General features: G+C 65.6%; 22 protein-coding genes. 12 read left to right on the top strand and 10 right to left on the bottom strand.

From position 1 onward, the window contains the following. The 5 genes from IB236_RS10915 to IB236_RS10895 all read right to left on the bottom strand — a co-directional run bounded on the left by IB236_RS10915 (window position 1) and on the right by IB236_RS10895 (window position 6,015). A complete protein-coding gene (locus IB236_RS10915; RefSeq protein ID WP_225581099.1) occupies window positions 1-1,266 on the bottom strand; it encodes a YjgN family protein in 1,266 nt (421 codons plus the stop codon). 335 nt (window positions 1,267-1,601) lie between these two features. Next, window positions 1,602-2,396: an rRNA pseudouridine synthase gene (locus IB236_RS10910; RefSeq protein ID WP_108497158.1), complete on the bottom strand. Its 795-nt coding sequence runs from the start codon at window positions 2,394-2,396 to the stop codon at window positions 1,602-1,604. Between the two features lie 33 nt (window positions 2,397-2,429). After that, complete coding sequence (locus IB236_RS10905) at window positions 2,430-4,127, bottom strand: MBL fold metallo-hydrolase (protein WP_192420708.1); 1,698 nt, start codon at window positions 4,125-4,127, stop codon at window positions 2,430-2,432. A gap of 80 nt (window positions 4,128-4,207) precedes the next feature. Next, on the bottom strand, window positions 4,208-4,960 hold the full coding sequence (locus IB236_RS10900; RefSeq protein WP_304503413.1) for an Asp/Glu racemase: 753 nt from the start codon (window positions 4,958-4,960) through the stop codon (window positions 4,208-4,210). A gap of 92 nt (window positions 4,961-5,052) precedes the next feature. Continuing rightward, window positions 5,053-6,015 carry a tripartite tricarboxylate transporter substrate binding protein gene (locus tag IB236_RS10895; RefSeq protein WP_192420706.1) on the bottom strand — a complete coding sequence of 321 codons (963 nt, stop codon included), beginning with the start codon at window positions 6,013-6,015 and terminating at the stop codon, window positions 5,053-5,055. 98 nt (window positions 6,016-6,113) lie between these two features. Between IB236_RS10895 and IB236_RS10890 the strand changes: the two genes are divergently transcribed. Next, window positions 6,114-6,983: a LysR substrate-binding domain-containing protein gene (locus IB236_RS10890; protein ID WP_056059282.1), complete on the top strand. Its 870-nt coding sequence runs from the start codon at window positions 6,114-6,116 to the stop codon at window positions 6,981-6,983. 7 nt (window positions 6,984-6,990) lie between these two features. Here IB236_RS10890 and IB236_RS10885 read toward each other — a convergent pair whose 3' ends face one another. Continuing rightward, window positions 6,991-8,193, bottom strand: a complete 1,203-nt coding sequence (locus IB236_RS10885) for an MFS transporter (RefSeq protein WP_192420704.1) — start codon at window positions 8,191-8,193, stop codon at window positions 6,991-6,993. Between the two features lie 124 nt (window positions 8,194-8,317). Between IB236_RS10885 and IB236_RS10880 the strand changes: the two genes are divergently transcribed. Next, window positions 8,318-9,202 carry a LysR family transcriptional regulator gene (locus tag IB236_RS10880; RefSeq protein WP_192420702.1) on the top strand — a complete coding sequence of 295 codons (885 nt, stop codon included), beginning with the start codon at window positions 8,318-8,320 and terminating at the stop codon, window positions 9,200-9,202. 25 nt (window positions 9,203-9,227) lie between these two features. On the opposite strand, the gene IB236_RS10875 is transcribed toward IB236_RS10880, so the two are convergent. Then, entirely contained in the window at window positions 9,228-9,425 is a 198-nt protein-coding gene (locus IB236_RS10875) for a hypothetical protein (RefSeq protein WP_146869969.1), read from the bottom strand. 120 nt (window positions 9,426-9,545) lie between these two features. Continuing rightward, on the bottom strand, window positions 9,546-10,250 hold the full coding sequence (locus IB236_RS10870) for a glutathione S-transferase N-terminal domain-containing protein (RefSeq protein ID WP_192420700.1): 705 nt from the start codon (window positions 10,248-10,250) through the stop codon (window positions 9,546-9,548). Between the two features lie 95 nt (window positions 10,251-10,345). Here IB236_RS10870 and dapF point away from each other — a divergent pair, with 95 nt between their 5' ends. The 4 genes from dapF to lepB all read left to right on the top strand — a co-directional run bounded on the left by dapF (window position 10,346) and on the right by lepB (window position 13,734). Continuing rightward, window positions 10,346-11,227: a diaminopimelate epimerase gene (dapF, locus tag IB236_RS10865; RefSeq protein ID WP_192420698.1), complete on the top strand. Its 882-nt coding sequence runs from the start codon at window positions 10,346-10,348 to the stop codon at window positions 11,225-11,227. Further along, window positions 11,224-11,913: a DUF484 family protein gene (locus IB236_RS10860; protein ID WP_056059265.1), complete on the top strand. Its 690-nt coding sequence runs from the start codon at window positions 11,224-11,226 to the stop codon at window positions 11,911-11,913. Before dapF ends, IB236_RS10860 begins: the two co-directional genes overlap by 4 nt. Window positions 11,914-11,969: 56 nt before the next feature. Continuing rightward, a complete protein-coding gene (locus tag IB236_RS10855) occupies window positions 11,970-12,947 on the top strand; it encodes a tyrosine recombinase XerC (RefSeq protein ID WP_192420697.1) in 978 nt (325 codons plus the stop codon). A gap of 118 nt (window positions 12,948-13,065) precedes the next feature. Further along, on the top strand, window positions 13,066-13,734 hold the full coding sequence (gene lepB, locus IB236_RS10850) for a signal peptidase I (protein ID WP_082522360.1): 669 nt from the start codon (window positions 13,066-13,068) through the stop codon (window positions 13,732-13,734). A gap of 47 nt (window positions 13,735-13,781) precedes the next feature. On the opposite strand, the gene IB236_RS10845 is transcribed toward lepB, so the two are convergent. Further along, window positions 13,782-15,437, bottom strand: a complete 1,656-nt coding sequence (locus IB236_RS10845) for a methyl-accepting chemotaxis protein (protein WP_056745281.1) — start codon at window positions 15,435-15,437, stop codon at window positions 13,782-13,784. A gap of 32 nt (window positions 15,438-15,469) precedes the next feature. Beyond that, window positions 15,470-15,997, bottom strand: a complete 528-nt coding sequence (locus IB236_RS10840) for a chemotaxis protein CheW (RefSeq protein WP_099731229.1) — start codon at window positions 15,995-15,997, stop codon at window positions 15,470-15,472. Between the two features lie 228 nt (window positions 15,998-16,225). Between IB236_RS10840 and IB236_RS10835 the strand changes: the two genes are divergently transcribed. From IB236_RS10835 to hslU, 6 genes are all read left to right on the top strand, one after another. After that, window positions 16,226-17,461, top strand: a complete 1,236-nt coding sequence (locus tag IB236_RS10835) for a class I SAM-dependent rRNA methyltransferase (RefSeq protein WP_099731228.1) — start codon at window positions 16,226-16,228, stop codon at window positions 17,459-17,461. Between the two features lie 112 nt (window positions 17,462-17,573). Next, window positions 17,574-18,635 carry a GTP-binding protein gene (locus IB236_RS10830; RefSeq protein ID WP_192420695.1) on the top strand — a complete coding sequence of 354 codons (1,062 nt, stop codon included), beginning with the start codon at window positions 17,574-17,576 and terminating at the stop codon, window positions 18,633-18,635. Between the two features lie 497 nt (window positions 18,636-19,132). Next, complete coding sequence (dksA, locus tag IB236_RS24600; RefSeq protein WP_233193807.1) at window positions 19,133-19,630, top strand: RNA polymerase-binding protein DksA; 498 nt, start codon at window positions 19,133-19,135, stop codon at window positions 19,628-19,630. Window positions 19,631-19,677: 47 nt separating this feature from the next. After that, entirely contained in the window at window positions 19,678-21,417 is a 1,740-nt protein-coding gene (locus IB236_RS10820) for an STAS domain-containing protein (protein ID WP_192420683.1), read from the top strand. 151 nt (window positions 21,418-21,568) lie between these two features. After that, window positions 21,569-22,135, top strand: coding sequence for an ATP-dependent protease subunit HslV (hslV, locus tag IB236_RS10815; protein WP_056059237.1), 567 nt, complete (start codon window positions 21,569-21,571; stop codon window positions 22,133-22,135). 132 nt (window positions 22,136-22,267) lie between these two features. Beyond that, complete coding sequence (gene hslU, locus IB236_RS10810) at window positions 22,268-23,593, top strand: ATP-dependent protease ATPase subunit HslU (RefSeq protein WP_192420681.1); 1,326 nt, start codon at window positions 22,268-22,270, stop codon at window positions 23,591-23,593. Window positions 23,594-23,827: the final 234 nt, after the last annotated feature.

The following is a 23,827-nucleotide window of genomic DNA, read 5'->3' as shown; positions in this document are numbered from 1 at the left end:
TCAGCCGATAAGGTCGAGGCCAGCCGCATCCGCCAGGGCATCGCCCAGGCCACCCTGCTGCTGGCGCACCATGGCACCGGTCACCTGCTCCACGCCGCCCTTGACGTGCAGGGTGACGGACTCGCACTTCATGCGGTATTCGCTGACCCGCGCAAACGGGCGGTACAGCCCCAGCGTCAGAAGGGTGAGCAGCATGTTCTTGATGCGCAGCCATACGTAGCGGCCGCTCTTGAGGTGGCACTTGAAGCGGGCCACGTGGCTCACGCCGATGTTGTTCCACATCAGCTGGAACATGCGCGCCTCGCGGTATGCGCGGGCCGGTGCCGACGCCAGGATCAGCATAAAGATGCCCGCGATGATGGACACGATGATCACCACAAACATCCACAGGCCCAGGCGGTCGCTCTGGCTGGCCACCAGGGCGATGGAGCTGCCTGCGAGGATGCCGATCAGCGCCGAGAACCCCACCACACACAGGATGAGCACAGCCACGGTGGCCATCCACACCTTGACGAAGTCCATGTACACGGGCTTCCAGCGGCCTCGCTCGGCGCCCACCTGGGCCTTGAGCACCAAGAGGCTCTTGAAGTTGTATTCGGTGCGGATCACGCACAGCACCGACAGCACCAGGCCCAGCAGTACCAAGCCGCCCATGGCGGGCGTGAAGCGGGGCATGGGTTGTTTCTTGCCCTCTTCTTCGATGGCCTCCAGCGCCTGGGCCAGGTCGGGCGACAGCAGCTGCAGACCATAAAACACGCCAAACCACACCAGCGCCAGCGCAAACACAGGCCAGCTGGCGATGTAGACCTCTTTCCAGCTGGCCGTGAACTGCAGTCGCAGCCCGCGCCACCGCGTGGCCCCCAGGCGAAACCGCATGGCGCTGGCCCAGATGAAGGGCGCCAGCGCCGCGCCCGCCAGCAGGAACAGGCCCACCGCCGTGTCCTGCCCGGTGTTGGCGGCCAGGTTGTAGGCAATGGTCAGCAGCATCAGCAGCACAAAGCCCATCACCATCTTGCGTTGCTGCGCGGTGAATTCGAGGGGGCTGCCGGCCACCAGCGTGTGGCTGTAGAAATACTGGGCGGTGCGGCGGCGCGCCCAGGGGGTGTAGATGCCCAGCGTGACGATGGACAGCAGCACGTTGACGATCCAGACCCGGAAATACTCGCCCCCGCTGCCCGTGAACTCGAGCGGGTGGGCATCGATGTTCATCGGCATGAAGGTGGACATCGGCCCCGCAGCGCCGCCAGACGATTGGTTTGTGTTCATGAACTCCCTCCAGAGTGCTGCGCAGTGTAGCAGCGGTGCGGATCGAAGGAATTCAAATGAAAAAGGCTTGAAGCGCTTGTTGTAAAAGCGCTGGTAGCTATGTTTTCAGGAGCATATGTGCTTGACTTGTCCGGTGCGCATCGGCAGGGCGCCGCTGGGCCCGCAAGCCCTTAGGGCAGCGCTGAACAAGTCCCTCGCGCACCGCGCACCCCTGCTTTGGGCGGTCTGCCGCGTTGCACATCCTCGCGATAGCTACGGCTATCGCTGTGGTTTGCGCCTGGCATCCCATCCCAAATCAGGGCGCGCGCCACTGAGGGGACTTATTCAGCGTTGCCTTAGAACTTCTCCCAAGGCTGCAGGTAGCGCCACTGCCCCTCGGGCACCTTGGCCAGCGGCACGCGGCCGATGCGGATGCGCTTCATGCCCACCACCGTCAGGCCCACCGCTTCGCACATGGCCGGGATCTGGCCGGGGCGGATGCCCTTGAGCGCAAAGCGCAGCTTGGTTTCGTTCTGCCAGCTCACCTTGATGGGGGGCAGGGGGCGGCCATTGAACGTGAGGCCATGGCACAGGCGCTGCAGGCCATTGGGCGCGATGTCGCCCTTGACCTCGACGATGCACTCCTGCTCCAGCGACTCGATGTCTTCGGCCAGCTTGCGCGCGATGCGCTTGTCTTGCGTGTACACCACGAGGCCGCTGGCCTCGGTGGGCAGCGGGGTGAAGCATTCGAGCTGCTTGAAGTGGCGCTGCAGCACGCGGATGCCCGAGGCGTCTTCCGGCAGGTGGGACGCCGCGCTGAGCAGCGTGAGCGCCTGTTGCGCACCTTGGCTGCGGCTGGCGTGGGCCGCCTGCCCGGTGGGGGCGCCCGGCAGGCCCAGGCCGGCTTCAAACCCTGCGGGCTTGTGCAGCAGCAAGGTCACTGGGGTCAGCTCCAGCAGGCTGGCATCGGGTGCAACCGTCACGGCCTGATCGGGGCGCACGCGGGCGCCGGGGGCTTCCTCGATCTGGCCGTCCACGCTCACAAAGCCGCCCTCGATGAATTGCTCGGCCGTGCTGCGCGAGCAGCTCAGCTGTTCGGCCACGCGTTTGGCCAGGCGGATGTGGGTGGGGTCGGGGTTCTTGTCGGTCATTGAATATGAAGGCGGTCTTGGTGTTCTTGTGGCTCAGTTGTTGCCGGGTTGCAGCGAGCGAATGCGCTCCACATGCGCCAGCAGCGAGCGCTGGGCCACGGGCCACATGCGCTGCGGTACGTCGTCATAGGCGTGGCGCACCCAGTCGTCCATGCTGCCCTGGGGCAGCGCCTGCATGGCGGCCAGTACCTTGGCCTCGCGCGCCAGGCGGTGGGCCCTGAGCTTGGCTATGGCATTGCGGGCACCGAGGACCGGGCCCCCCAGCACGTAGCCATGCGCGGGCAGGATGAACTCCACGCTGTGCTCGGCGCAGACCGCATCCAGCCGGTCCAGCGAATCCAGATAGTCGGCCATGTTGCCGTCCGGCGGGTCGATCACCGTGGTGCTGCCGTTCAGGATGTGGTCACCACTGAACAGCAGCGCGTCTTCCACCAGCAGCAGGCACAGGTGGTTGGCCGCATGGCCTGGGGTGTGGATCACCTGCAGGGTATGGGTGATTTTGCCTTCAGGTACTAGTCCCTCAAGCACGAGTAGCTCACTATTTTGTAGCGCCCGGTCGGGGGTGAACTGGCTGGCCGCGCGGGCCGTGGGGGCCGACGGCAGGCCCAGAACGGGCGGGCGTGCCTTGCCCGTCTGCACGCATAGAGCCTGCAGCGGTGCGGCGCCGGGAGAGTGGTCGGCGTGCGAGTGGGTGCACACAATCATGCGGATGTCGCCACCTGCGGCACGCCAGAGCTTGTCCAGGTGCTCGGCGTCGGCCGGGCCAGGGTCGATGGCGATGAAGCCTGTGGCCGGGTCGCCCACCAGATAGCTGTTGGTGCCAGGGCCGGTCATCACGCCGGGGTTGGGGGCGGTCAGGCGCATCACGTTGCGCAGCAGCGGCACGGGGCGCTCAGTCTGCCAGTCCAGTGGGTGCACGATCTGCCCGTCGGGGCAGACCAGCGCCAGCTCGCCAAACGGCATGTCGTCCTCCATGTAGCGCGCTTCCTTGCCTGCCAGCAGGCCGGCGCGCGGGCAGCTGACCCACAGGGGCTGCTCGTGCGCCACGGCGTCCAGCACCGCCTGGGTGCTAGAAAATTGTGCCAGGCGCTGCAGCGTGCGGATGGTCGGGAAGATCATGAAGAACTGCCCCGCCTCGTGCCGCGCCAGCGCGTCGGCAGGGCGCACCCACACGGGCTCGAACTGCTCTGCCTCGTCGGCCACGGGCTCCTGGCCCTCGGGCATGCGGGCCACCAGAAAGGGCACTTCAAAGCGGCGCGCCAGATCACGATCGGCCGTCCAGTGGGCCAGCAGATACACCCCATCTGCCGCCAGGCGCAGTCCGCGTGCGGCGCACTGTGCGGCAAACGGCTGGTGGCGGTCGATGGCGGCAATGTCCTGCGCATCGGCCATCTGCCCTTGGCGGGGGCCTTCTGCATGGCGCGCCAGCAATACGCCCAGCTCTTCAAAACTCTCGCGGATGGCGGCAATCGCCTGGGTGAGGTGCAGGTCGCTTTGGGTGGGGCGGCGGTCGGCGGCGGCGTGCGTCGCGGGTGCTGCATCCAGCGCATCAATGCCACCGCCGGGGAACACATACGCGCCAGGCGCAAAACTGGCCGTGGCCGAGCGCCGGGTCATGAGGACTTCGAGCCCGCCGCCGCCAGGCACATCGCGCAGCAGCAGCACGGTGGCAGCGGGGCGGGTGGCTACCGGTTCTCGGTGGGGGTGGAGTTGTTGGCTGGAGCGGGGCATCGGGCCATTATCCGGCGTTGCCCTGCAGCCTGCCCGCCAGCTGCTTTCGTCAACGGACCGGCCTCTTGCCCTTGGGGAGGTCAGTAGGCGCCAGAGAGCAGGGCCCCTGCGTTGGGTACCCGCGTTTCCAGCCCCAGGCGCTTGAGCATCGCCCAGGTGGTGCAGGCTGCAGCGGACACGACAGGAATGCCCAACTGGTCCTGTGCCATCTGCACGGACGCCAGCGAGGGCATCTGGACGCAGGCCGAGATCACCACCACATCCACGCCGCGCGTGTCCAGCCGTTGCACCAGCCGGGCCGGGGCGGCGGGGTCCTGCGCGCCCACCTGCAGGTTGTCGGCAATTTTCAGCGACAGGCTGTCGTGCACGGCAATGCCCTCGTGCTCGATGTAGTCCACCACCAGCTGGGTCAGCGGCTTCATATAGGGCGTGAGCACCGACACCTTCTTGGCGCCCATGGCCTTGAGCCCTTCGACCAGCGCGCCTGCGCTGGAAACTACGGGCGCTGGCTTGCCATTGGCCACGGTGACCTCATGCAGCCGCTTTTCGGATGCGCGGTGGTAGCCCAGGCCCATGCTCATGATGGCCACGAGGCAGGCATAGCCCATCACGTCCATCTTGCCGTCCGACAGCTCCAGTGCGCAGCGGTCGGAGTCGCGGTCCATCGCGGCCAGCTCTTCCTTGGTGACCTTCTGCATGCGCATGCGGCTGGCGTGGAAGCTGAAGCGCTCGGGCAGGATCTGCTCGCGGGCGCGCAGCATGGCCGGGATCTCGGTCTCCATCGTGGTGTTGGAGCTGGGCACGATCTGCCCGATGCGGTAGGTGCGTTGCATGGTGGTCTTTCAGGAGTCAATGGGCAAAGCGCTGCCCGCCCGGCGCGCGGAGCGCCGGAAATGGGATCGCGCAGGGGAAGTCTGTGGGCCGGTCAGTCGGCTTTGATACCGGCGGCCTTGATGGTCTTGGCCCAGTAGGAGGTTTCGGTCTTCACCAGCTCACCGAGGGCGTCGGGCGGCAGGTAGCGCAGTTCGATGCCGGCAGCGTCGGCGCGCTGGCGCGTCTCGGGCATGTCCAGCGCCTTCTTCACATCGGCGGTGAGCTTGGCCACCACGGCGGGTGGCGTGGCGGCCGGGGCGAACAGGCCCACCCAGGCTTCGAGCTTGAAGTCGGGCATGCCGGCCTCGGCCACGGTGGGCACGTTGGGCAGGCCCGGGTGGCGCTTGGTGCCGGTGACGGCAAAGGCCTTGAGCTTGCCGCTGACCACATGCTGCATGACCGACGGTGGCGTGGTGATGAACACCTGCACCTGGCCCGCCAGCACATCGGCCACCGCAGGGCCCGAGCCACGGTAGGGGATGTGGGTCATGAAGGTGCCGCTTTGCTGCTTGAAGATCTCGGTGCCGATGTGCGACAGCGAGCCGTTGCCCTGCGAGGCGTAGTTCACCTTGCCCGGGTTGGCCTTGAGGTACGCGATGAATTCCTTGAGGTTGTTGGCTGGCACCGAGGGGTGAGCGGCAATCACGTTGGTGGCCACGGTGAGCAGCGCGACGGGGGCGAAGTCCTTGGCCTCCCAGGGCAGGCTGGGGGTGAGGGCCGGGTTGCCCACGTGGTAGGCCGAGTACGAGATCAGCAGGTTGTAGCCATCGGGTTTTGCGCGGGCCACGGCGCCGTAGGCCACGTTGCCGCTGCCGCCCGCCTTGTTGTCGATTACCACCGGCTGGCCGATCACGCGCGCCAACGGCTCGTTGAGCAGGCGGGCCGAGGTGTCCACCACGCCGCCGGGCGGGTTGGGCACGGTGAGCGTGATGGCCTTGCTGGGGTAGTAGTCTTGCGCCATGGCCAGGCCCGAGAGGGCCAGCGTGGCAGCCAGCAGGCTGTGCTTGATCGTCATGTTCGTCTCCACCAGATGTTGTAGTGAAGGTATTGTGGAAACAAGCGAATCAGCAGTCCAATATATTGTTGGTCTTGATCAAGACCTGAAAAGTATCAATGGAACTGCGCCATCTGCGTTACTTCGTCGCCCTGGCGGAAGAGCTGAGCTTCACACGCGCCGCGCAGCGCCTGCATGTCTCGCAGCCGCCGCTGAGCCTGCAGATCGCCCAGCTGGAACAAGAACTGGGCGCCCAGCTCTTCGTGCGCACCAGCCGGCGCGTGGAGCTGACGCTGGCAGGCCAGGCCTATCTGGTGGATGCACGCGCGGTGTTGGAGCGGCTGGACACGGCGCGCCAGCGTGTGGCGGCCATCGGCCAGGGGCAGGCCGGGCGCATTGAAGTGGGGCTGTCGGGCTCGCATTTCCTCGGGCCGTTTCCGGCGGCGCTGGCGCGCTACCGACAAAGCCATCCGGGCGTGGATGTGGTGCTGCACGAGATGCAGCCTTCGCTGCAGCAGGCGGCCCTGCGCGACAAACGCATCGATGTGGGCATCTCGCGCACAGCCGTCAACGACGACCAGCTCGCCAGCACCCTGCTGTGGCCCGACCCTGTGGTGGCGGCTTTGCCGCCCGGCCACCCGCTGGCGGCGCGCAAGGCACTGGCCTTGAAGGACCTGCGCAGCGAGGCCTTCGTGATGCTGCGCCGCGACTCGTCGGCCCATGCCGAGCACATGGTGCAGTGCTGCGTGCAGGCCGGCTTTGCGCCCCGGGTGGCGCAGACCACGGTGGAGCTGGCCGCCGTGCTGAGCCTGGTGGCGGCCGGGCTGGGCGTGGCCCTGGTGCCTTCGTCCCTGGGCATGCTGTTCGGGCCGCGCGTTGTGTTCAAGCCCCTGGGCGCCAAAGCGCCGCGCGCCGATGTGCATGCGGTGCAGCGGCGCGACGACCTGCTGGGCGTGGTGCCGGCTTTCGTGCGGGTGATGGCGGGCTGACGTGGGCTCAGTGCCCCACAGGCACCACACCAGCGGCACGCACGGGGATGCCGCTGCGCCGGTCCAGCACACCGCTCCAGTGCGTGAGGGCCAGCGACACCAGCACCACCAGCGCACCGATCCACGGCGTGTGCTGCAGGCCCAGGTGCGTCACGATCAGACCACCGGCCCACGCGGCGCCGGCGATGCCCAGGTTGAACGCTGCGATGTTCAGGCCCGAGGCCACGTCCACCGCCTGCGGCGTGAAGCGCTCGGCCTGCTTGACCACATACACCTGCAGCCCCGGCACATTGCCGAATGCCACGGCGCCCCACAGCAGCACGGTGCCCACAGCCAGCCAGGGGTGGGGCGCGGTGAACTGCAGCAGCAGCAGCACGGCCGCCAGCAGCGCAAAGATGATGCGCAGCGCAGGGATGGGGCCCAGCCGGTCGGCCAGCTTGCCGCCCCAGAGGTTGCCCACGGCCACGGACACGCCGTACACCAGCATCACCCAGCCCACCGAACCCGCGCTGAACCCCGAGATGTCGGTGAGGATGGGCGCGAGAAAGGTGAACGGGATGAACGTGCCGCCGTAGCCGATGGCCGTCTTGGCATACACCAGCAGCAGGCGCGGCTCGGCCAGCACCTTGGCCTGCTGCAGCAGCGAGGCGGGCGGGGTATGCGCCAGGTTGCGCGGCACGAAGAGGGCGCTGCCGATGAAGGCTGCCGCGCCCAGGGTTGACACGGCCAGGAAGGTCTCGCGCCAGCCAAAGTGCTGGCCGATGAAGGTACCCAGCGGCACGCCCGTGACCAGGGCCACCGTAAGGCCGGTGAACATGATGGCAATCGCACTTGCGGCCTTTTCGCGTGGCACCAGGCCGGTGGCGATGGTCGAGCCGATCGAGAAGAACACGCCATGCGCCAGCCCAGTGAGGATGCGCGCGGCCACCAGTGTCTCGTAGCTGGGGGCCTGCCAGGCCAGCAGGTTGCCGGCGGTGAACAAGGCCATCAGCGCCAGCAGCAGCGCCTTGCGCGGCAGCTTGCCCGTGAGTGCGGTGAGCACGGGCGCGCCGATGGCGACACCCAGGGCGTACAGGCTGACCAGCAGGCCCGCCGAGGGGATGCTGATGGAAAGGTCTGCCGCCACGGTGGGCAGCAGGCCAACGATCACGAACTCGGTCGTGCCGATGGCAAAAGCGCTGAGCGTCAGCGCGAGCAAGGCAATGGGCATGGGAACACTCCAGTTTTCAGGCTTTCGGGCTCTGGAGTGTGGGTGTTTGGGTCTTGCAGAAAAAGAGGGTGAGGCGCCATTGATAATTGACTGGAAATCAACAATCAAAGAGCCAGGAGCACCCATGAAAACCACGCTGGAAGAACTGCAGGCCTTTGTCGCCGTGGTGGATGGCGGTTCGATCACGGCCGCAGCCGACGCACTGGGCCAGACTGTCTCTGGCATCAGCCGGGCACTGGCGCGGCTGGAGAAAAAGCTGGACACCACGCTGCTTCGCCGCACGACGCGCCGCACTGAGCTGACCGAGGAGGGCCAGGCCTTTTTGCAGCGCACGCGCGCCATCCTGGCCTCCATCGACGACGCCGAGGAGCACATGGCTGCGCGCCGCCAGCAGCCCGCAGGCCGCCTGCGGGTGAATGCCGCCACGCCGTTCATGCTGCATGCCGTGGTGCCCCTGGTGCCAGCGTTTCGCGAGGCGTATCCGCAGATCACGCTGCAACTGGACACGGACGAAACGTACATCGACCTGCTGGAGCGGCGCACGGACGTGGCCATCCGCATCGGACAGCTCCAGGACTCCACCCTGCATGCGCGCCCCCTGTGCACCAGCCGCGTGCGGGTGCTGGCCAGTCCCGACTACCTGGCGCGGACGGGCAGGCCCAAGAGCGTGGCGGACCTGGCACGGCACACGCTGCTGGGCTTTCACCAGCCTGAGTCACTCAACCACTGGCCGCTGCGGGGCGAGCATGGCGATGCTTGGCCCATCGTGCCCAGCCTCACCGCGTCGAACGGCGAAACGTTGCGCCAGCTCGCGCTGCAGGGGGTGGGCATCGTGTGCCTGTCCGATTTCATGACGGCAGCTGACCGTGCGCGTGGCGACCTGGTGCAGGTGCTGGCCAAGGACACGGTGGAGGTGCGCCAGCCCATCAGCGCGGTGTACTACCGCAACACGCAGCTGGCGGCACGCATCGCGTGTTTTCTGGATTTTCTGCAGGAGCGTCTGGGCTGAGCAGGCCTGCCTTGCAGGCCCGCCATTAGCGCAATGCGCGCAGCTGCTGTAGGCGAAGCAGCACCGCGTCGATGACGGCATTGGCACCCTCCACATCGCAGCTCCACAGCATTTCCAGCAACTCGATCAGCGCGATGGCGTTGGTCTCCTGCAGCGCTGCGCGGGCGGCAGCCTGCAGGTCGTGCAGGTCCAGTTCCTGAAGAACATCAACGGTCAATCCCATGGGGCACTCCCTGTTTTTTTGAGGAGGCCCATGGTAGGTGCGTGGCGGCCGGGTGCCGGGCTGCGCGGCATGATCAAGATCAAGGGCCTATGAGAAACCCAGGCGCCCTGGCGCCCGCCGTCAGCCGCGTGCCGGAATCGCCAGCCCCCGGGCCACCGCAGGGCGGGCCACAAACGCATCGAGCACGCGCTGCACTTCCTTGAACTGGCCAAACTCCACCAGGTCGCCCGCGCCATAGAAGCCGATGAGGTTGCGCACCCAGGGCAGGATGGCAATGTCGGCGATGGTGTACTGGTCGCCCATCACCCATGGGCGGCCCGCCAGGCGCTCGTCCAGCACTTTGAGCAGGCGCTTCGACTCAGCGACATAACGGTCGCGCGGGCGTTTGTCTTCGTAGTCCTTGCCCGCAAACTTGTGGAAGAACCCGAGCTGGCCAAACATGGGGCCCACGCCGCCCATCTGCCACATCACCCACTGCAGGGTCTCGTAGCGCCCAGCGGTGTCCTGCGGCATCAGCTGGCCGGTCTTGCTGGCCAGGTACACCAGGATGGCGCCGGACTCGAACAGCGCCAGCGGCTGGCCGTCCGGGCCGTTCGGGTCCAGGATGGCCGGGATCTTGTTGTTGGGGTTGAGCGAGAGAAACTCGGGGGAGGTCTGGTCGTTGGTCTCAAAGCTCACCAGGTGGGGCTCGTAGGGCAGGCCCAGTTCTTCCAGTGCAATCGATACCTTCACGCCGTTGGGCGTGGGCAGGGAATACAGCTGGATGCGGTTGGGGTGCCGGGCGGGCCACTTGCGGGTGATGGCAAAAGCGGAAAGATCGGTCATGCGAGGTTCCTGAAAAAGCCGGTGGAATCGAGAGAAGCTGCCAAGCGTAAGCCCGCACGTGGTTTGGCGCAGGGGCGGGGCCATAATCCCATCCCATGCAGATTCGCTTCACCAAAATGCAGGGCGCGGGCAACGATTTTGTGGTGCTCGACGAAACCCAGGGCCGCCTGGGGCTGAACACGGCCCAATACCGCTTCCTGGCAGATCGACACTTCGGTGTCGGGGCCGACCAGATCCTCACCGTGCGGCCTTCTCCTGGTGACGGCATTGACTTCGAATACGTGATCCACAACGCCGACGGCGGCGAGGTGGAGCAGTGTGGCAACGGCGCGCGCTGCTTTGCGCGCTTTGTGCATGACCGGGGCCTGTCGGGCAAGGACACCATCCGCGTGCAGACCAAAAGCGGCGTGATCGCGCCCCGCCTCACGGGCGACGGCCGCGTCACGGTGGACATGGGGCGTCCCGAGTTCGACCCCGCCCAGGTGCCGTTCGACACCACCGGTCTCACGCCCGTGCAGCAGGGTTTGGGGCAAAAATGGCCGCTGGCGATAGAAGAATATGCCCCTGGTGCTTCTGTTTTGATAGCTGTTGCCTCCATGGGCAACCCGCATGCGGTGCAGTTGGTGGACAACGTGGACACCGCTCCGGTCGCGCAGGCCGGGCCGCTGATCGAGCGCCATGCGCGCTTCCCCCAGCGAGTGAACGCCGGCTACCTGCAGATCGTGGACCGCTCCCATGTGCGCCTGCGCGTGTTCGAGCGCGGCGCAGGCGAGACCCTGGCCTGTGGCACCGGCGCCTGCGCGGCAGTGGCCAGCGGCATCCGCCTGGGGCTGCTCGACCCCGAGGTGCAGGTGGACACGCGCGGCGGCCGCCTCACCATTGCGTGGAGCGGTGCCGACACCGATTCCGTTTTCATGACAGGCCCCGCCACCACGGTGTTCGAGGGCCAGATCGACATTCCCGACACGCTCGTATGACTACCCACATCCCACCGATCACCGAAGACGACATCGCCCAGTTCCTCACCAACACGCCCGGCTTCTTCGAGCGCCATGCCGAGGTGCTGGCCAGTGTGCAGATCACCAGCCCGCACGGCGCGCGTGCGGTGAGCCTGCAGGAGCGCCAGGCCGAGATGCTGCGCGAGAAGATCAAGGGTCTGGAGCACCGCATTATGGAAATGGTGCGCAACAGCACCGAAAACGCCGCCATTGCCCAGAAGGTGCACCAATGGACTGGCAGCCTGCTGCAGGTGCGCGACCCGTTCGACCTGCCCCAGGCCGTGGTCGACGGCGTGCGCACCCTCTTCGACGTGCCCCAGGCGGCGGTGCGTGTGTGGGAGGTGGCAGCGCCTTACATCGACGCCGACTTCACCCAGGGCGCGAGCGAGGACGCGCGGGCATTTGCGTCGTCGCTGACCATGCCGTTCTGCGGGCCCAACCTGGGTTTTGAGCCTGCGGGCTGGCTGGCGCAAGAGGCCGGTGAGCCCGCACAGTCGCTGGCCCTGCTGCCGCTGCGCGCAGGCGCCATCGACAGCGCCACGCCTGCGTTTGGCCTGCTGGTGCTGGGGTCGCACGATCCACAGCGTTTTGATGCCACGATGGGCACCGACTTTTTGTCGCGCATGGCAGAGCTGGCCAGCGCAGCCCTTCTGCGGCTTCAGTAAGCAGTCGCAAGCCCCGCCGCCATTGCCAACCCAACGGCGTCTCAGCCACGGCCCCCATGCCTGAAACGCCTGCGGCACCCACCACGCTCGACCCCCACGTCCTGCGGTATCTGGAACATGTGCGCGTCGAAAAGCGGCTGGCCGCGCGCACGCTCACGCTCTACACCCTCGACCTCGAAAAACTGGCGCAGTTTGCGGCCGGCGTGAATGTGCCGATGCTGCAGTTGCAGACCGCTCACATTCGCCGCTTTGTCGCGCAGATGCACAGCGGCGGCCGCAGCGGGCGGGGCATCGCGCTCATCCTGTCGGGCTGGCGCGGCTTTTTCATCTGGGCGGGGCGGCAGGGGCTGATCCCGCACAACCCGGTGCAGGACGTGCGTGCCCCCAAGGCGCCCAAGCCTTTGCCCAAGGCGCTGGGGGTGGACGACGCCGTGCGGCTGGCCGAGTTCGACAACACCGGCGCCGACCCCTGGCTCGAGGCGCGCGATGCAGCCATGGTGGAGCTGCTGTACGGCTGCGGCCTGCGCGTGGGCGAACTGGCGGGGCTCGATGCCAACCCCAACGCCGACACCCAGCGCCAGGGCCGTGGCTGGGTGGACCTGCAAGCGGGCGAGGCCCATGTGTTCGGCAAGGGCAGCAAGCGGCGCAGCGTGCCGGTGGGCGCGGCTGCCACAGCCGCGCTGCAGGCCTGGCTGCAGCTGCGGGCCACACCGTTTGGGGGCGAGGGCTCTGTGCGGCTGGACACCGCCCTGTTCGTGGGCCAGCGCGGCAAACGCCTTACCGCCCAGTCCATCTGGCTGCGCCTGCGCCAGCGCAGCCAGCAGGCGGGGCTGACCACGCCGGTGCACCCGCACATGCTGCGCCACTCGTTTGCCAGCCACCTGCTGCAAAGCAGTGGCGACCTGCGTGCGGTGCAGGAGCTGCTGGGGCACGCCAACATCACGACCACGCAGGTGTACACGCGGCTCGACTTTCAGCACCTGGCCAAGGTGTATGACGCGGCCCACCCGCGCGCGCGAAACAAGTCCCCCTGAGTTGCCGTGCGGCGTCCCTCCAAAGGGCGGCGCGCCTGCTGGCCTGGCGGAACCAAGTGACAACCAGGCGCCTCCGAGCAACGTGGCGCCCGCTGTGGAGCGCCCTGGAGTTGTCCTCATGCTGCTGAAATGGATCCAATCGAACCGGTGGTTCATCGTGTTGCTGTTGTGCTTTGGCGTTTTTCGCACTGCCGTGGCCGACTGGAATCCCATCCCTTCGGGCTCGATGCGGCCCACGCTGCTGGAGGGGGACGTGGTGCTGGTCAATCGCCTGGCCTACGACCTCAAGCTGCCGCTCACGGACATGATCCTGGCGCACATCGATGATCCGCAGCGCGGCGATGTGGTCACCTTCTCGTCCCCGCTGGATGGCACCCGCCTGATCAAGCGCATTGCGGCCTTGCCCGGAGACACGGTGGAGATGCGCAACGAGGTGCTCTACATCAACGGCCAGGCGGCCGAATACGAGATGCCCGATTCTGTGCAGGAGCCGGTGCTGCCAGGTCACACGCTCACGGCCACGCGCTGGACAGAGCGCCTGCTGGGGCATGAGCGCCGTGTGCAGTGGCTGCAGGGCGTGACTGCGCGCAGCAGCTTCGATCCGGTGCAGGTGCCCGAGGGCGAATACCTGGTGCTGGGTGACAACCGGGACAACAGTGCCGACTCGCGCTACATCGGCCTGGTGCCACGCCATCTGCTCATCGGGCAGGCGCACCGCGTGCTGCTGTCGGCCGATGTGCTGGGCCACTGGGCGCCGCGCCTGGAGCGCTTTGGCAAGGCGCTGTAGTCCCTCCAGTTCATCAGGGGCGCGGCCTGCACGCCTGGCCGCGCTGCTCAGACGGCTGCCATCGGCGGATGGGCGTGACCGAGCGAGGGGCGGCGTACGGGCCGGTGCTGCGCGACAGCAAGTGGCTCATGGACGTGGACGAGGGCTTGGACCGCAGGCAGCTTGAAGGTGGCAACCGTGTCGACCAGTTCGCCCGCCTGCTGGTTCAGGCTGGCAGCGGCTGCGGCCATTTCTTCCACCAGTGCGGCGTTTTGCTGTGTGGCCTGGTCCATCTGCGTTACCGCTTCGTTGATCTGGTCCACCCCCTGGCTCTGTTCGGTGCTGGCGGCAGTGATATCGCCCATGATGTCGGTGACACGGCGGATGGAGGCAACGACCTCACTCATGGTTTGACCGGCGCGGTCCACCAGGGCAGACCCGGCTTCCACGCGCTCCACGCTGGTTCCGATCAGGCCCTTGATCTCGCGGGAGGCCTCGGCCGAGCGGCTCGCCAGCACGCGCACCTCGGTGGCCACCACGGCAAAGCCCCGGCCCTGGTCGCCGGCGCGGGCGGCCTCCACCGCCGCGTTCAGCGCCAGGATATTGGTCTGGAACGCGATGGAGTCGATGACCCCGATGATCTCGGAGATCTTGTTGCTGCTGTCGTTGATGTCCTTCATGGTGCGCACCACGTCAGCCACCACCTCGCCACCCTGCACTGCAATCGAGGTGGCGGTCTGGGCCAGCTGGTTGGCCTGGCGGGAGTTCTCGGCGTTCTGGCGCACAGTGGCGTTGAGCTGCTCCATGGAGGCGGCTGTCTCTTCGAGCGCACTGGCTTGCTCTTCGGTGCGCGAAGACAGGTCGTTGTTGCCCTGTGCGATTTGTTCCGAAGCGCTGGCTACGTTGATGGAGCTCTGGTGCACCATGGCTACCATGGTGGCAAGGCTGTCCTGCATGCGCTTGAGTTGCGCCATCAGGCTGGAGGTGTCGCCGGGCCTGAGGTCAATGGCCACGGTCAGGTCGCCGTGCGCCACGCTGCGCGCCAGTGCGGCAGCAGTGCCCGGCTCGGTGCCCAACTGGCCCACGATGCTGCGGGTCACGAGGTAGCCAAAGCCCAGGGCGAATAGCACACCACTGGCAATAGCCAGCGCCACGAACCATCGCGTATTGGCATAGGACTCGACCGCTTGGTCATACTCCTTGCGCGCGGTGTCCAGTTGCACCTGCACCAGAGCGCCCAGCACGTCTTGCAGCGGATCGAGTGCGGGGTACATCTCTCGTGCTGCATAGTCGGTCAGGCCCGGCAGGTCCTTGTTACCGATCAGGTTTTCCAGCGCTTGGACGGCGCCATCGGCTTTGGGCTGCAGCTCTTTGAATTGGGCTGCCAAGCGCACTTCGTCGGCCACCAGCTCGGTCGCCAGATAGGCGTTCCAGTTGTCACTGATGTCCTTCTTGGCTCTGGCGATCGAATCCAACCCTTGCTGCGGGGTGAGCGCGCCGTCGCGCACCTTGTGTGCGGTATCCACTACGTTCACGGCGTACGCGTCTGACACCAGCTTGATCTGTTTGAGTGGCACCACGCGGTCCTGGTACACGGTATTGAGCCCCGCGTTGGCGCGCTGCATGCCAGTGAGGCCTGCGCTGCCGATCACAACGGTCAGCACGCAAAGTACGGCCAGCAGCAGAGACAGGCGGGTAGAAATCTTCAGGTCATTGAAGTTCATGATTAGCAGTTCCTTGTGGGTGATGCAGCCGCTCAGTGGCTGGTGGCAGGTGTATCACTCGCTACCGATTTGGCAAGAAATTTCTCGATATCGAGCAGGATCAGCATGCGCGGGCCGACCGAGCCGATGGCCAGCAGGTGTTCGGGCTTGACGTTGCCGCGCAGGGCGGGCACGGGGCGCAGCTGTTCGCGCTCCAGCGTGAGCACGTCGGACACGCCGTCCACCACCACACCCACCGTCCGCTGGCCGATGTGCAGCACGATCACCACCTTCAGGTGGTCGTACTGCACGGCGGTCTGGCCCAGCTTCAGGCGCAGGTCGAGGATGGGCACGATCACGCCGCGCAGGTTCATCACGCCCAAAAGCTCACCGGTCGCGTTGGCGATGGTGGTGGGCTTCTCGTACGACCGGATCTCCTGCACGCGCAGGATGTCCACCCCGTATTCCTCGTTGCCTATCTTGAAGGCCAGAAATTCGCGAAGGTCGGTCATCACGGCCTGGGCCGTGCCGGGCGCGGGGGCCAGGCGGGTGATGCTGGGGCGTGTGGCAGAGGTGGTCATCGGATTGGTTGTGATAAAAATGATAATTTCCGCAATTTTATCGATTGCAAATCATATTTGTCAAATATGCGATTTCAATGCGGCAGATCGGCTGCGTTCCTGCCGGGCTGGGAAGGGCTGGCTGGGCCTGCCTGATGGGGGTGTGACCAGGGGCGTGGGTAGCTTTTGCGCGCAGTTTTCCATCGGCGGGTGGCTCACCCGTGCCCGCCAGCACGCACAATCCGGGTCATGAAAACCCTTCGACTCCGCGCGGGCAAAGAGCGCTCGCTGTTGCGCCGCCATCCCTGGATCTTTGAATCGGCCATCGCCAAGGGCGGCGGCGACAGCGGCGAGACCGTGCGCGTGGAATCGCACGAAGGCCAGTTTTTGGCCTGGGCTGCGTACAGCCCCAGCTCGCGCATCCGTGCCCGGGTGTGGAGCTTTGATGAGGCACAACGCATTGATGCTCCGTTTTTTATAGCTGCTTGCGCACGTTCCATCATCGCCAGGGCACGTTTTGACGTGCAAAGCGATGGCGTACGCCTGGTGCATGGCGAGTCCGACGGCCTGCCCGGGCTCATCGTGGACCGCTATGGCGATACGCTGGTGGCGCAGTTCACCAGCGCAGGCACCGAGCGCTGGAAGGGCGTGATTGCCGATGCGCTGCTGCGCGAAACGGGGCTGACCAAGCTCTACGAGCGCTCGGATGCCAGCGTGCGTTCGCTGGAGGGCCTGGAGCCCGCCACCGGCTGGCTGCGCGGTGGGCCCACGGGTGCGGCAGGTGATGGCGAGGGGCCGCCGCTCGAACTCACGATCCGTGAACACCAGTGGCGTCTGACGCTCAACATCGCTGAGGGCCACAAAACCGGCTTCTATCTGGACCAGCGCGACAGCCGCCAGCGGTTTGCCGACTACACCCAGCGCCTGGGCTTCAAGCATGTGCTCAACTGCTTTTGCTACACCGGTGGCTTCAGCGTGGCGGCACTGGCGGGCATGCGTGCAGCGGGCACTGTGGCCGACGGGCACGTGACCTCCATCGATTCCTCGGGCCCGGCCCTGGAGCGCGCCCGCGCCCATGTGGCGCTCAACGGGTTCGATCCGAACCGGGCCACCTTCCTCGATGCCGACGTGAATGCCTCGCTGCGCCAGTTCCTCAAGGAAGGCCAGCGCTTTGACGCCATCATCCTGGACCCGCCCAAGTTCGCCCCCACGGCGGCCCACGCCGAGCGGGCCGCGCGCGCCTACAAGGACATCAACCGGCTGGCGCTGCAGTTGCTGTCGCCCGGCGGGGTGCTGTTCACCTTCTCGTGCTCGGGCGGCATCAGCGCCGACCTGTTCCACAAGATCGTGGCCTCGGCTGGCGCCGATGCAGGGGTGGACGGCTACATCCTGGAGCGCCTGGGCGGCGCGCCCGACCATCCGATGACGCTGGAGTTTCCGGAGGGCGAGTACCTCAAGGGGCTGGTGGTGATGCGCAAGGGGTGAGCTTTCCGGTGCCAGCAGGGGCTTGACAGCCTCGGTACACTGAAAAAGATGCCCCTGGGTGGGGCACTGCGCCGCGCAGCGCAAGTATTTGATTCCCTTGAAAGACAGATTTATGGCACTGATCCCCGTCACCATCCTCACCGGCTTCCTGGGCTCGGGCAAAACGACGTTGCTCAAGCGCCTCTTGAGCGAAGCCCATGGCCAGAAGATCGCCGTGATCGAGAACGAATTCGGCGAAGAAAACATCGACAACGACATCCTGGTGACCGAGTCCAAGGAGCAGATCGTGCAGATGAGCAATGGCTGCATCTGCTGCACCATCCGCGAAGACCTGCGCGAGACGCTGCAACTGCTGGCGGCCAAGAAGCGCAAGGGCTTGCTCGACTTTGACCGCATCGTGATCGAGACCACCGGCGTGGCCGACCCGGGCCCCGTGGCGCAGACCTTCTTCATGGACGAAGAGATCGCCGAAACCTACCTCATCGACTCGATCATCACGCTGGTGGACGCCAAGCATGCGCCACAGCAGCTCAACGACCGGCAGGAGGCGCGCCGCCAGGTGGGGTTTGCGGACCAGATCTTCCTGTCCAAGACCGACCTGGTGTCCAAGGACGAGACCGACGCGCTGATCCATCGCCTGAAGCACATGAACCCGCGCGCGCCCATCAAGGCCGTGCATTTTGGCGAAGTGCCGCTCAAGGAGGTGCTGGACCTGCGCGGCTTCAACCTCAATGCGAAGCTGGACATCGACCCGGACTTCCTCAAGGAAGAAGGGGATGGGCATGGCCACCACGACCATGACCACGAACATGGCAAGCACTGCAGCCACCCCTCCCACCAGCATGAGCACGGCCATGGCCATCATCATCACCACGATGACGATGTGAAGAGTTTTGTGTACCGATCGGACCGCCCGTTCGATCCGGCCAAGCTCGAAGACTTCCTTGGCGCCATCGTCAATATTTACGGCCCGCGCATGCTGCGCTACAAAGGGGTGCTGAATATGAAGGGCACTGAACGCAAGGTCATATTCCAGGGCGTGCACCAGCTCATGGGCAGCGACCTGGGCCCCCAGTGGGCCGAGGGCGAGGCGCGTACCAGCAAGATGGTCTTTATTGGCATTGACCTGCCCAAGGACATCTTCCTGCAGGGGCTGGAGCAAAGCCTGGTCTGACCTGTTCGCCGGTTCCGAGGGGGCAATGGAGCCCGATTTGTGTTGTATCTGCAACGTTTCCGTTTGCGTCAGCCCAGGTCGATACAATCGCGCCCCGGCAAGAACCTGTGAACAGGTTCTAGACCCCGGAAGGCTTGCCACACGCCCTTGGCTGCGAATGCAGCTGGGGCCCGCCCGTACTGCGAGGAGACCAGGAAGTGAAAGCCGACACCAGCAAATCCAAGGGGGCCACCAAGGCAACCCCTGCCGCGGCGAAAAGCGCCGCCGCCCCAGCGGCACCCAAAGTTGCTGCGAAGGCCACTGCCAAGGCTGCTGCGGCACCCAAGGTGGTCGCGCCCCCGGCCGTGCCGGCACCCGCTCCGGCGCCCGCACTGCAAGCGGGCTCGCAGGTACCCGTGCGCACAACCCGGCCTTCTTCCCGATTGGCCCAATTGACCGTACCATCCATGGCACAGACGGTGGCTTCGACAGCTGCCAAAGCCAGTTATCAACACACCATGCCCACGACCGCGCAAGCGCAGCCTACTTACACGGCTGCCAAAAAAGACCCCAAGCTGGCGAACAACTGGAAGACCAAGTCCGTCGCCGAGCTGACCGACGCTGAAGTCATGGCCATGCCCGACAGCGAGTACATGAACGAAAAGCAGATGGCGTTCTTCCGCCTCAAGCTCGTTCAGCTCAAGCAGGACATCCACAACAGTGCCGGCGAAACCACCGAACACCTGCGTGAGGACACCGTGGTGGTGCCCGACCCGGCCGACCGCGCCACCATCGAAGAAGAGCACGCACTGGAGTTGCGCACCCGCGACCGCGAGCGCAAGTTGCTCAAGAAGATCGAGCAATCCATTGCCCGCATCGATGCGGGTGACTACGGCTACTGCGACGAAACCGGTGAGCCCATTGGTGTGGGCCGCCTGATCGCACGTCCCACCGCCACGCTGTCGCTCGAAGCGCAGCAACGCCGCGAACTCAAGCAGAAGATGTTTGGGGATTGAGCAGGCAGCCGCCTGTTGATCAACGCGCGCACTCTGCACCCTGAGTCATGAGCAAGGAAGAATCCACCCCTGGCGGCCTGCTATCGAAGGTGGTGCGGTTCGTGAAGAATCCGACCGTCAACTGGACGGAGCTGGACTCCCTCCAGGACGACCGGGAGAGCCAGTACAGCAAGCAGATGCTCAAGGAGATGATCGAGCGCAAGCGCCGCAACGATTTTGTGCGGCGCCGCGAGTTTGATCAGCTGCGCAAGCTGCGCCAGCGCGAGGTCTTGCACGGGCAGCGGGTGGAAGATGCCGCAGGGCGCCCCTCGTTTTTCCAGAGCAGCATGGCATCGCCCGACGAACGGGCCGTCACGCTCAAGAAGATCGACGAGATCGAAGCGCAGATGTCCCAGCAGTGGTGGAAGAGCAAGCAGGGCGCCGACGCACCCACCCAACCAGGGGTGATGCCGGATTCCAGCATGGAGGCGTCTGCGGAAGAGCAAGCCCGTGCCTATGCGCCCACGGTGCCCGGGAGCCTGTCTGCCCCGCTGGATACCAAACCCGCCGTTCAGCCTCTGTTCGCTGATGACAGCATGGCCATTGGCCGCTTTGGTGGCACGGACGCCACCATGCTGCCCGGCAGCACCCCACACGTCGAAGCATCCTTCAGCCCTGCGGCTCCCACGGCTGCGCCCGCGCCCGCATTCGAACCGGAGGAATTCGTGCACGAACCCGATCTTGAAGAAGCCGCCATCCGGTTTGCCAATGGTGACCATGCAGGGGCCGAGTCTGGCCTGCTGGAGGTGCTGGCCCAGCACCAGCAGGACGATCCAGCGCAGCAGCTGGAAATCTGGATGACGCTGTTCGACCTTTACCGGGCCACCGGGCAGCACGACCGTTTTGACACCCTGGCCATCGACTTTGCCGCGCAATATGGCCGCTCGGCGCCGCTGTGGTTTTCCATCCCGGCGCAACTGGGCCTGGCCGTTGAAGTGGCTCCCGCTGCCGAGCCTGCCGCCGCCATGCGCCGTGATTTCAGCTGGAACGCTCCGCCCACCGTGGCGGTTTCTTCGGTGGCCGCACTGCAGGCCTCGCTGGCCCGTGCGGCGTCCCCCTGGACGCTGTCCTGGTCACGCCTTGCTTCGATTGACGAGGCGGCAGTGCCCCTGTTGGCTGACCAGTTCAGCCTGTGGGCCGACCGCGATGTCCAGATCGTGTTTTCGGGGGTTGAAAAGCTCCATGCCCTGCTCGATGCCAAGACCCAGTCGGGCGACCGCTCGAACAGCCCCGAGTGGTGGCGTTTGCGCATGGCAGCCATGCGCCTCATGGGCAAGCCCGACGAGTTTGAACTGGTGGCGCTCGACTACTGCGTGACCTACGAAGTCTCTCCGCCCTCCTGGGTGTCGCCACGTTGCGGATACTCGGACAACGAGGGTGTGTCTTCGGGCTCTGCGCCTCTGGCCGCCGACAGCGACTTCATGGCGTCCGATCTCGGTGAGTCGTCGGTCCCCGCTCCCTTGGAGACCGGGCCCGTCGCACAGCTCAGCGGCCATATCGACGGCGATGCCACGCCCCTGCTGCAGCCGTTCGAGGCACACTTCAAGCCCGGCGTGCCGCTGACCATTGCCTGCGACAAGCTGATCCGGGTGGACTTTGCTGCTGCAGGCTCCGTGCTCAACTGGGCGGCTGAGCAACAGGGCCACGGCCATGTGATCCAGTTCCACAACCTGCAGCGGCTGGTGGCGATCTTCTTCAACGTGATCGGAATCAACGAGCACGCCTGGGTGGTTCCCCGGAAGAACTAGAAGCACCTCTCCTGGAGGGCCTGTTCCGGTCCAGATTCCAGTCTTGCGGGCGTTGGGGAATGGCGTGTCGCGTGGTTGGCCAGGCTGCGTGCGCGGCATCCGTCCCGAGGTCGGCTTGCAAAATGCCTGGTGATCCCCATCTGCCGCAGCTATGGATTCATCTCAAGACAACCATCCGGTGTTCCACGGCACCACCATCCTCAGTGTGCGTCGCCAGACGCCTTCCGGCATCCAGGTCGCCATCGGCGGCGATGGGCAGGTCACTCTGGGCAACATCGTGGTCAAGGGCACGGCGCGGAAGGTTCGCAAGCTCTACCACGGCAAGGTGCTGGCGGGCTTTGCGGGCGCCACGGCCGATGCGTTCACGCTGTTCGAGCGCTTCGAGGCGAAGCTGGAAAAGCACCAGGGCCACCTGACGCGCGCTGCCATCGAACTCACCAAGGACTGGCGTACCGACCGGGTCTTGCGCCGCCTCGAAGCCATGCTGGCCGTGGCTGACGCCAGTGCGTCGCTCATCATCACCGGCAATGGCGACGTGCTGGAACCTGAGCAAGGCATCGTGGCGATTGGCTCGGGGGGCGCTTATGCGCACTCGGCGGCCAAGGCGCTGCTGGTGAATACCGAGTTGTCTGCCCAAGAGATCGTGAAAAAGTCGCTCGAAATTGCGGGCGAACTCTGCATCTACACCAACATGAACCACACCATCGAGACGCTCTGAGCGTGCGACGGTGGAACAGGCCCCGCGCTGGCCTCACGGTCAGCGCATCGAGGGCTGAATGCTCTGTTTTTTATAGCTGCTGGCGCATGATTCACTAGCGCTACAGCCCCATTTGATACCAGGAAGACCTGTATGTCGTCCATGACCCCCCAGGAAATCGTCTCCGAGCTGGACCACCACATCGTGGGCCAGGCCAGCGCCAAGCGTGCCGTGGCCATCGCTCTGCGCAACCGCTGGCGCCGCCAGCAGGTGGAAGGCAGCCTGCGCCAGGAGATCACGCCCAAGAACATCCTCATGATCGGCCCCACCGGCGTGGGCAAGACCGAGATTGCACGCCGCCTTGCAAGACTCGCCGATGCGCCCTTCATCAAGGTCGAGGCCACCAAGTTCACCGAGGTGGGCTACGTGGGCAAGGACGTGGATTCCATCATCCGCGACCTGGCCGAGATGGCTGTGAAGCAGACGCGCGAGGCCGAGATGAAGAAGGTGCGTACACGCGCCGAAGATGCCGCCGAGGAACGCATCCTGGACGTGCTGATCCCCCCGGCCCGCGCAGCGGCAGGCAGCGAACCCGCCGCTGACAACACGGCCCGCCAGGTCTTTCGCAAGAAGCTGCGCGAAGGTGCACTGGATGACAAGGAGATCGAGATCGACGTGGCCGAAGGCCGCCCCCAGCTTGAAATCATGGGTCCCCAGGGCATGGAAGAGATGACCGAGCAGCTGCGCGGCATGTTCAGCCAGCTGGGCCAGGACAAGCGCAAGACCCGCAAGCTCAAGATCGCTGAGGCCCTGAAGCTCATCGCCGATGAAGAGGCGGCCAAGCTGGTCAACGAAGAGGACATCAAGACCCGCGCGGTGGCCAGCGCCGAGCAAAACGGTATCGTCTTCATCGATGAGATCGACAAGGTGGCCGCGCGGCAGGAAAGCAGTGGCGCCGACGTATCGCGCCAGGGCGTGCAGCGCGACCTGCTGCCGCTGGTGGAGGGCACCACGGTGTCCACCAAGTACGGCATGATCAAGACGGACCACATCCTGTTCATCGCCTCGGGGGCGTTCCACCTGTCCAAACCGAGCGACCTGATCCCGGAGCTGCAGGGGCGGTTCCCGATCCGGGTGGAGCTGGAATCGCTGTCGGTCAAGGATTTCGAAGCCATCCTCACGCAGACCCATGCGTCGCTGGTCAAGCAGTACCAGGCGTTGCTGGCCACCGAGGGCGTCGCGCTGGAGTTCTCGCCCGAGGGCATCACCCGCCTTGCGCACATCGCCTTTGAGGTGAACGAACGCACCGAGAACATCGGCGCGCGCCGCCTGTCCACGGTGATGGAGCGCCTGCTGGACGAGGTGAGCTTTGACGCCACCCGCCTGGCCGGCCAGACCATCACCATCGACGCCGCCTACGTCGATACCCGCCTGCAGACCCTGAGCCAGGACGAGGACCTGTCGCGCTACATCCTGTGACCACTCGGTCAACCCTTGAGAGGTCACTTTCATAGGCCTCTCTAAGTGCTTCTTTTTCAACGACTTTTGGCATTCTGGTGTCTGAAAAAACGCATCTAAGTCGTTGATTTCATTGAAAAGTTTGTGGGACAACCCCCTTGTTCGGTGTGCTTTTCCTGCTACAGTGCAAAAAAGTGCAATTAAGTGGTGAAAAGTGCCCTCAGGGTCCGTTTCTGGACCTGCGAGGCGCAAAAC

Origin of the sequence: Acidovorax sp. ACV02 (assembly GCF_014851475.1) — a bacterium.
Classification (GTDB): domain Bacteria; phylum Pseudomonadota; class Gammaproteobacteria; order Burkholderiales; family Burkholderiaceae_C; genus Acidovorax; species Acidovorax delafieldii.
This window is presented reverse-complemented; position numbering and strand designations above follow the sequence as displayed.

Coding starts and splice junctions, on each gene's coding strand:
- IB236_RS10915 (WP_225581099.1), bottom strand. CDS start 1,266: ATGAACACAAACCAATCGTCTGGCGGCGCTGCGGGGCCGATGTCCACC.
- IB236_RS10910 (WP_108497158.1), bottom strand. CDS start 2,396: ATGACCGACAAGAACCCCGACCCCACCCACATCCGCCTGGCCAAACGC.
- IB236_RS10905 (WP_192420708.1), bottom strand. CDS start 4,127: ATGCCCCGCTCCAGCCAACAACTCCACCCCCACCGAGAACCGGTAGCC.
- IB236_RS10900 (WP_304503413.1), bottom strand. CDS start 4,960: ATGCAACGCACCTACCGCATCGGGCAGATCGTGCCCAGCTCCAACACC.
- IB236_RS10895 (WP_192420706.1), bottom strand. CDS start 6,015: ATGACGATCAAGCACAGCCTGCTGGCTGCCACGCTGGCCCTCTCGGGC.
- IB236_RS10890 (WP_056059282.1), top strand. CDS start 6,114: ATGGAACTGCGCCATCTGCGTTACTTCGTCGCCCTGGCGGAAGAGCTG.
- IB236_RS10885 (WP_192420704.1), bottom strand. CDS start 8,193: ATGCCCATTGCCTTGCTCGCGCTGACGCTCAGCGCTTTTGCCATCGGC.
- IB236_RS10880 (WP_192420702.1), top strand. CDS start 8,318: ATGAAAACCACGCTGGAAGAACTGCAGGCCTTTGTCGCCGTGGTGGAT.
- IB236_RS10875 (WP_146869969.1), bottom strand. CDS start 9,425: ATGGGATTGACCGTTGATGTTCTTCAGGAACTGGACCTGCACGACCTG.
- IB236_RS10870 (WP_192420700.1), bottom strand. CDS start 10,250: ATGACCGATCTTTCCGCTTTTGCCATCACCCGCAAGTGGCCCGCCCGG.
- dapF (WP_192420698.1), top strand. CDS start 10,346: ATGCAGATTCGCTTCACCAAAATGCAGGGCGCGGGCAACGATTTTGTG.
- IB236_RS10860 (WP_056059265.1), top strand. CDS start 11,224: ATGACTACCCACATCCCACCGATCACCGAAGACGACATCGCCCAGTTC.
- IB236_RS10855 (WP_192420697.1), top strand. CDS start 11,970: ATGCCTGAAACGCCTGCGGCACCCACCACGCTCGACCCCCACGTCCTG.
- lepB (WP_082522360.1), top strand. CDS start 13,066: ATGCTGCTGAAATGGATCCAATCGAACCGGTGGTTCATCGTGTTGCTG.
- IB236_RS10845 (WP_056745281.1), bottom strand. CDS start 15,437: ATGAACTTCAATGACCTGAAGATTTCTACCCGCCTGTCTCTGCTGCTG.
- IB236_RS10840 (WP_099731229.1), bottom strand. CDS start 15,997: ATGACCACCTCTGCCACACGCCCCAGCATCACCCGCCTGGCCCCCGCG.
- IB236_RS10835 (WP_099731228.1), top strand. CDS start 16,226: ATGAAAACCCTTCGACTCCGCGCGGGCAAAGAGCGCTCGCTGTTGCGC.
- IB236_RS10830 (WP_192420695.1), top strand. CDS start 17,574: ATGGCACTGATCCCCGTCACCATCCTCACCGGCTTCCTGGGCTCGGGC.
- dksA (WP_233193807.1), top strand. CDS start 19,133: ATGCCCACGACCGCGCAAGCGCAGCCTACTTACACGGCTGCCAAAAAA.
- IB236_RS10820 (WP_192420683.1), top strand. CDS start 19,678: ATGAGCAAGGAAGAATCCACCCCTGGCGGCCTGCTATCGAAGGTGGTG.
- hslV (WP_056059237.1), top strand. CDS start 21,569: ATGGATTCATCTCAAGACAACCATCCGGTGTTCCACGGCACCACCATC.
- hslU (WP_192420681.1), top strand. CDS start 22,268: ATGTCGTCCATGACCCCCCAGGAAATCGTCTCCGAGCTGGACCACCAC.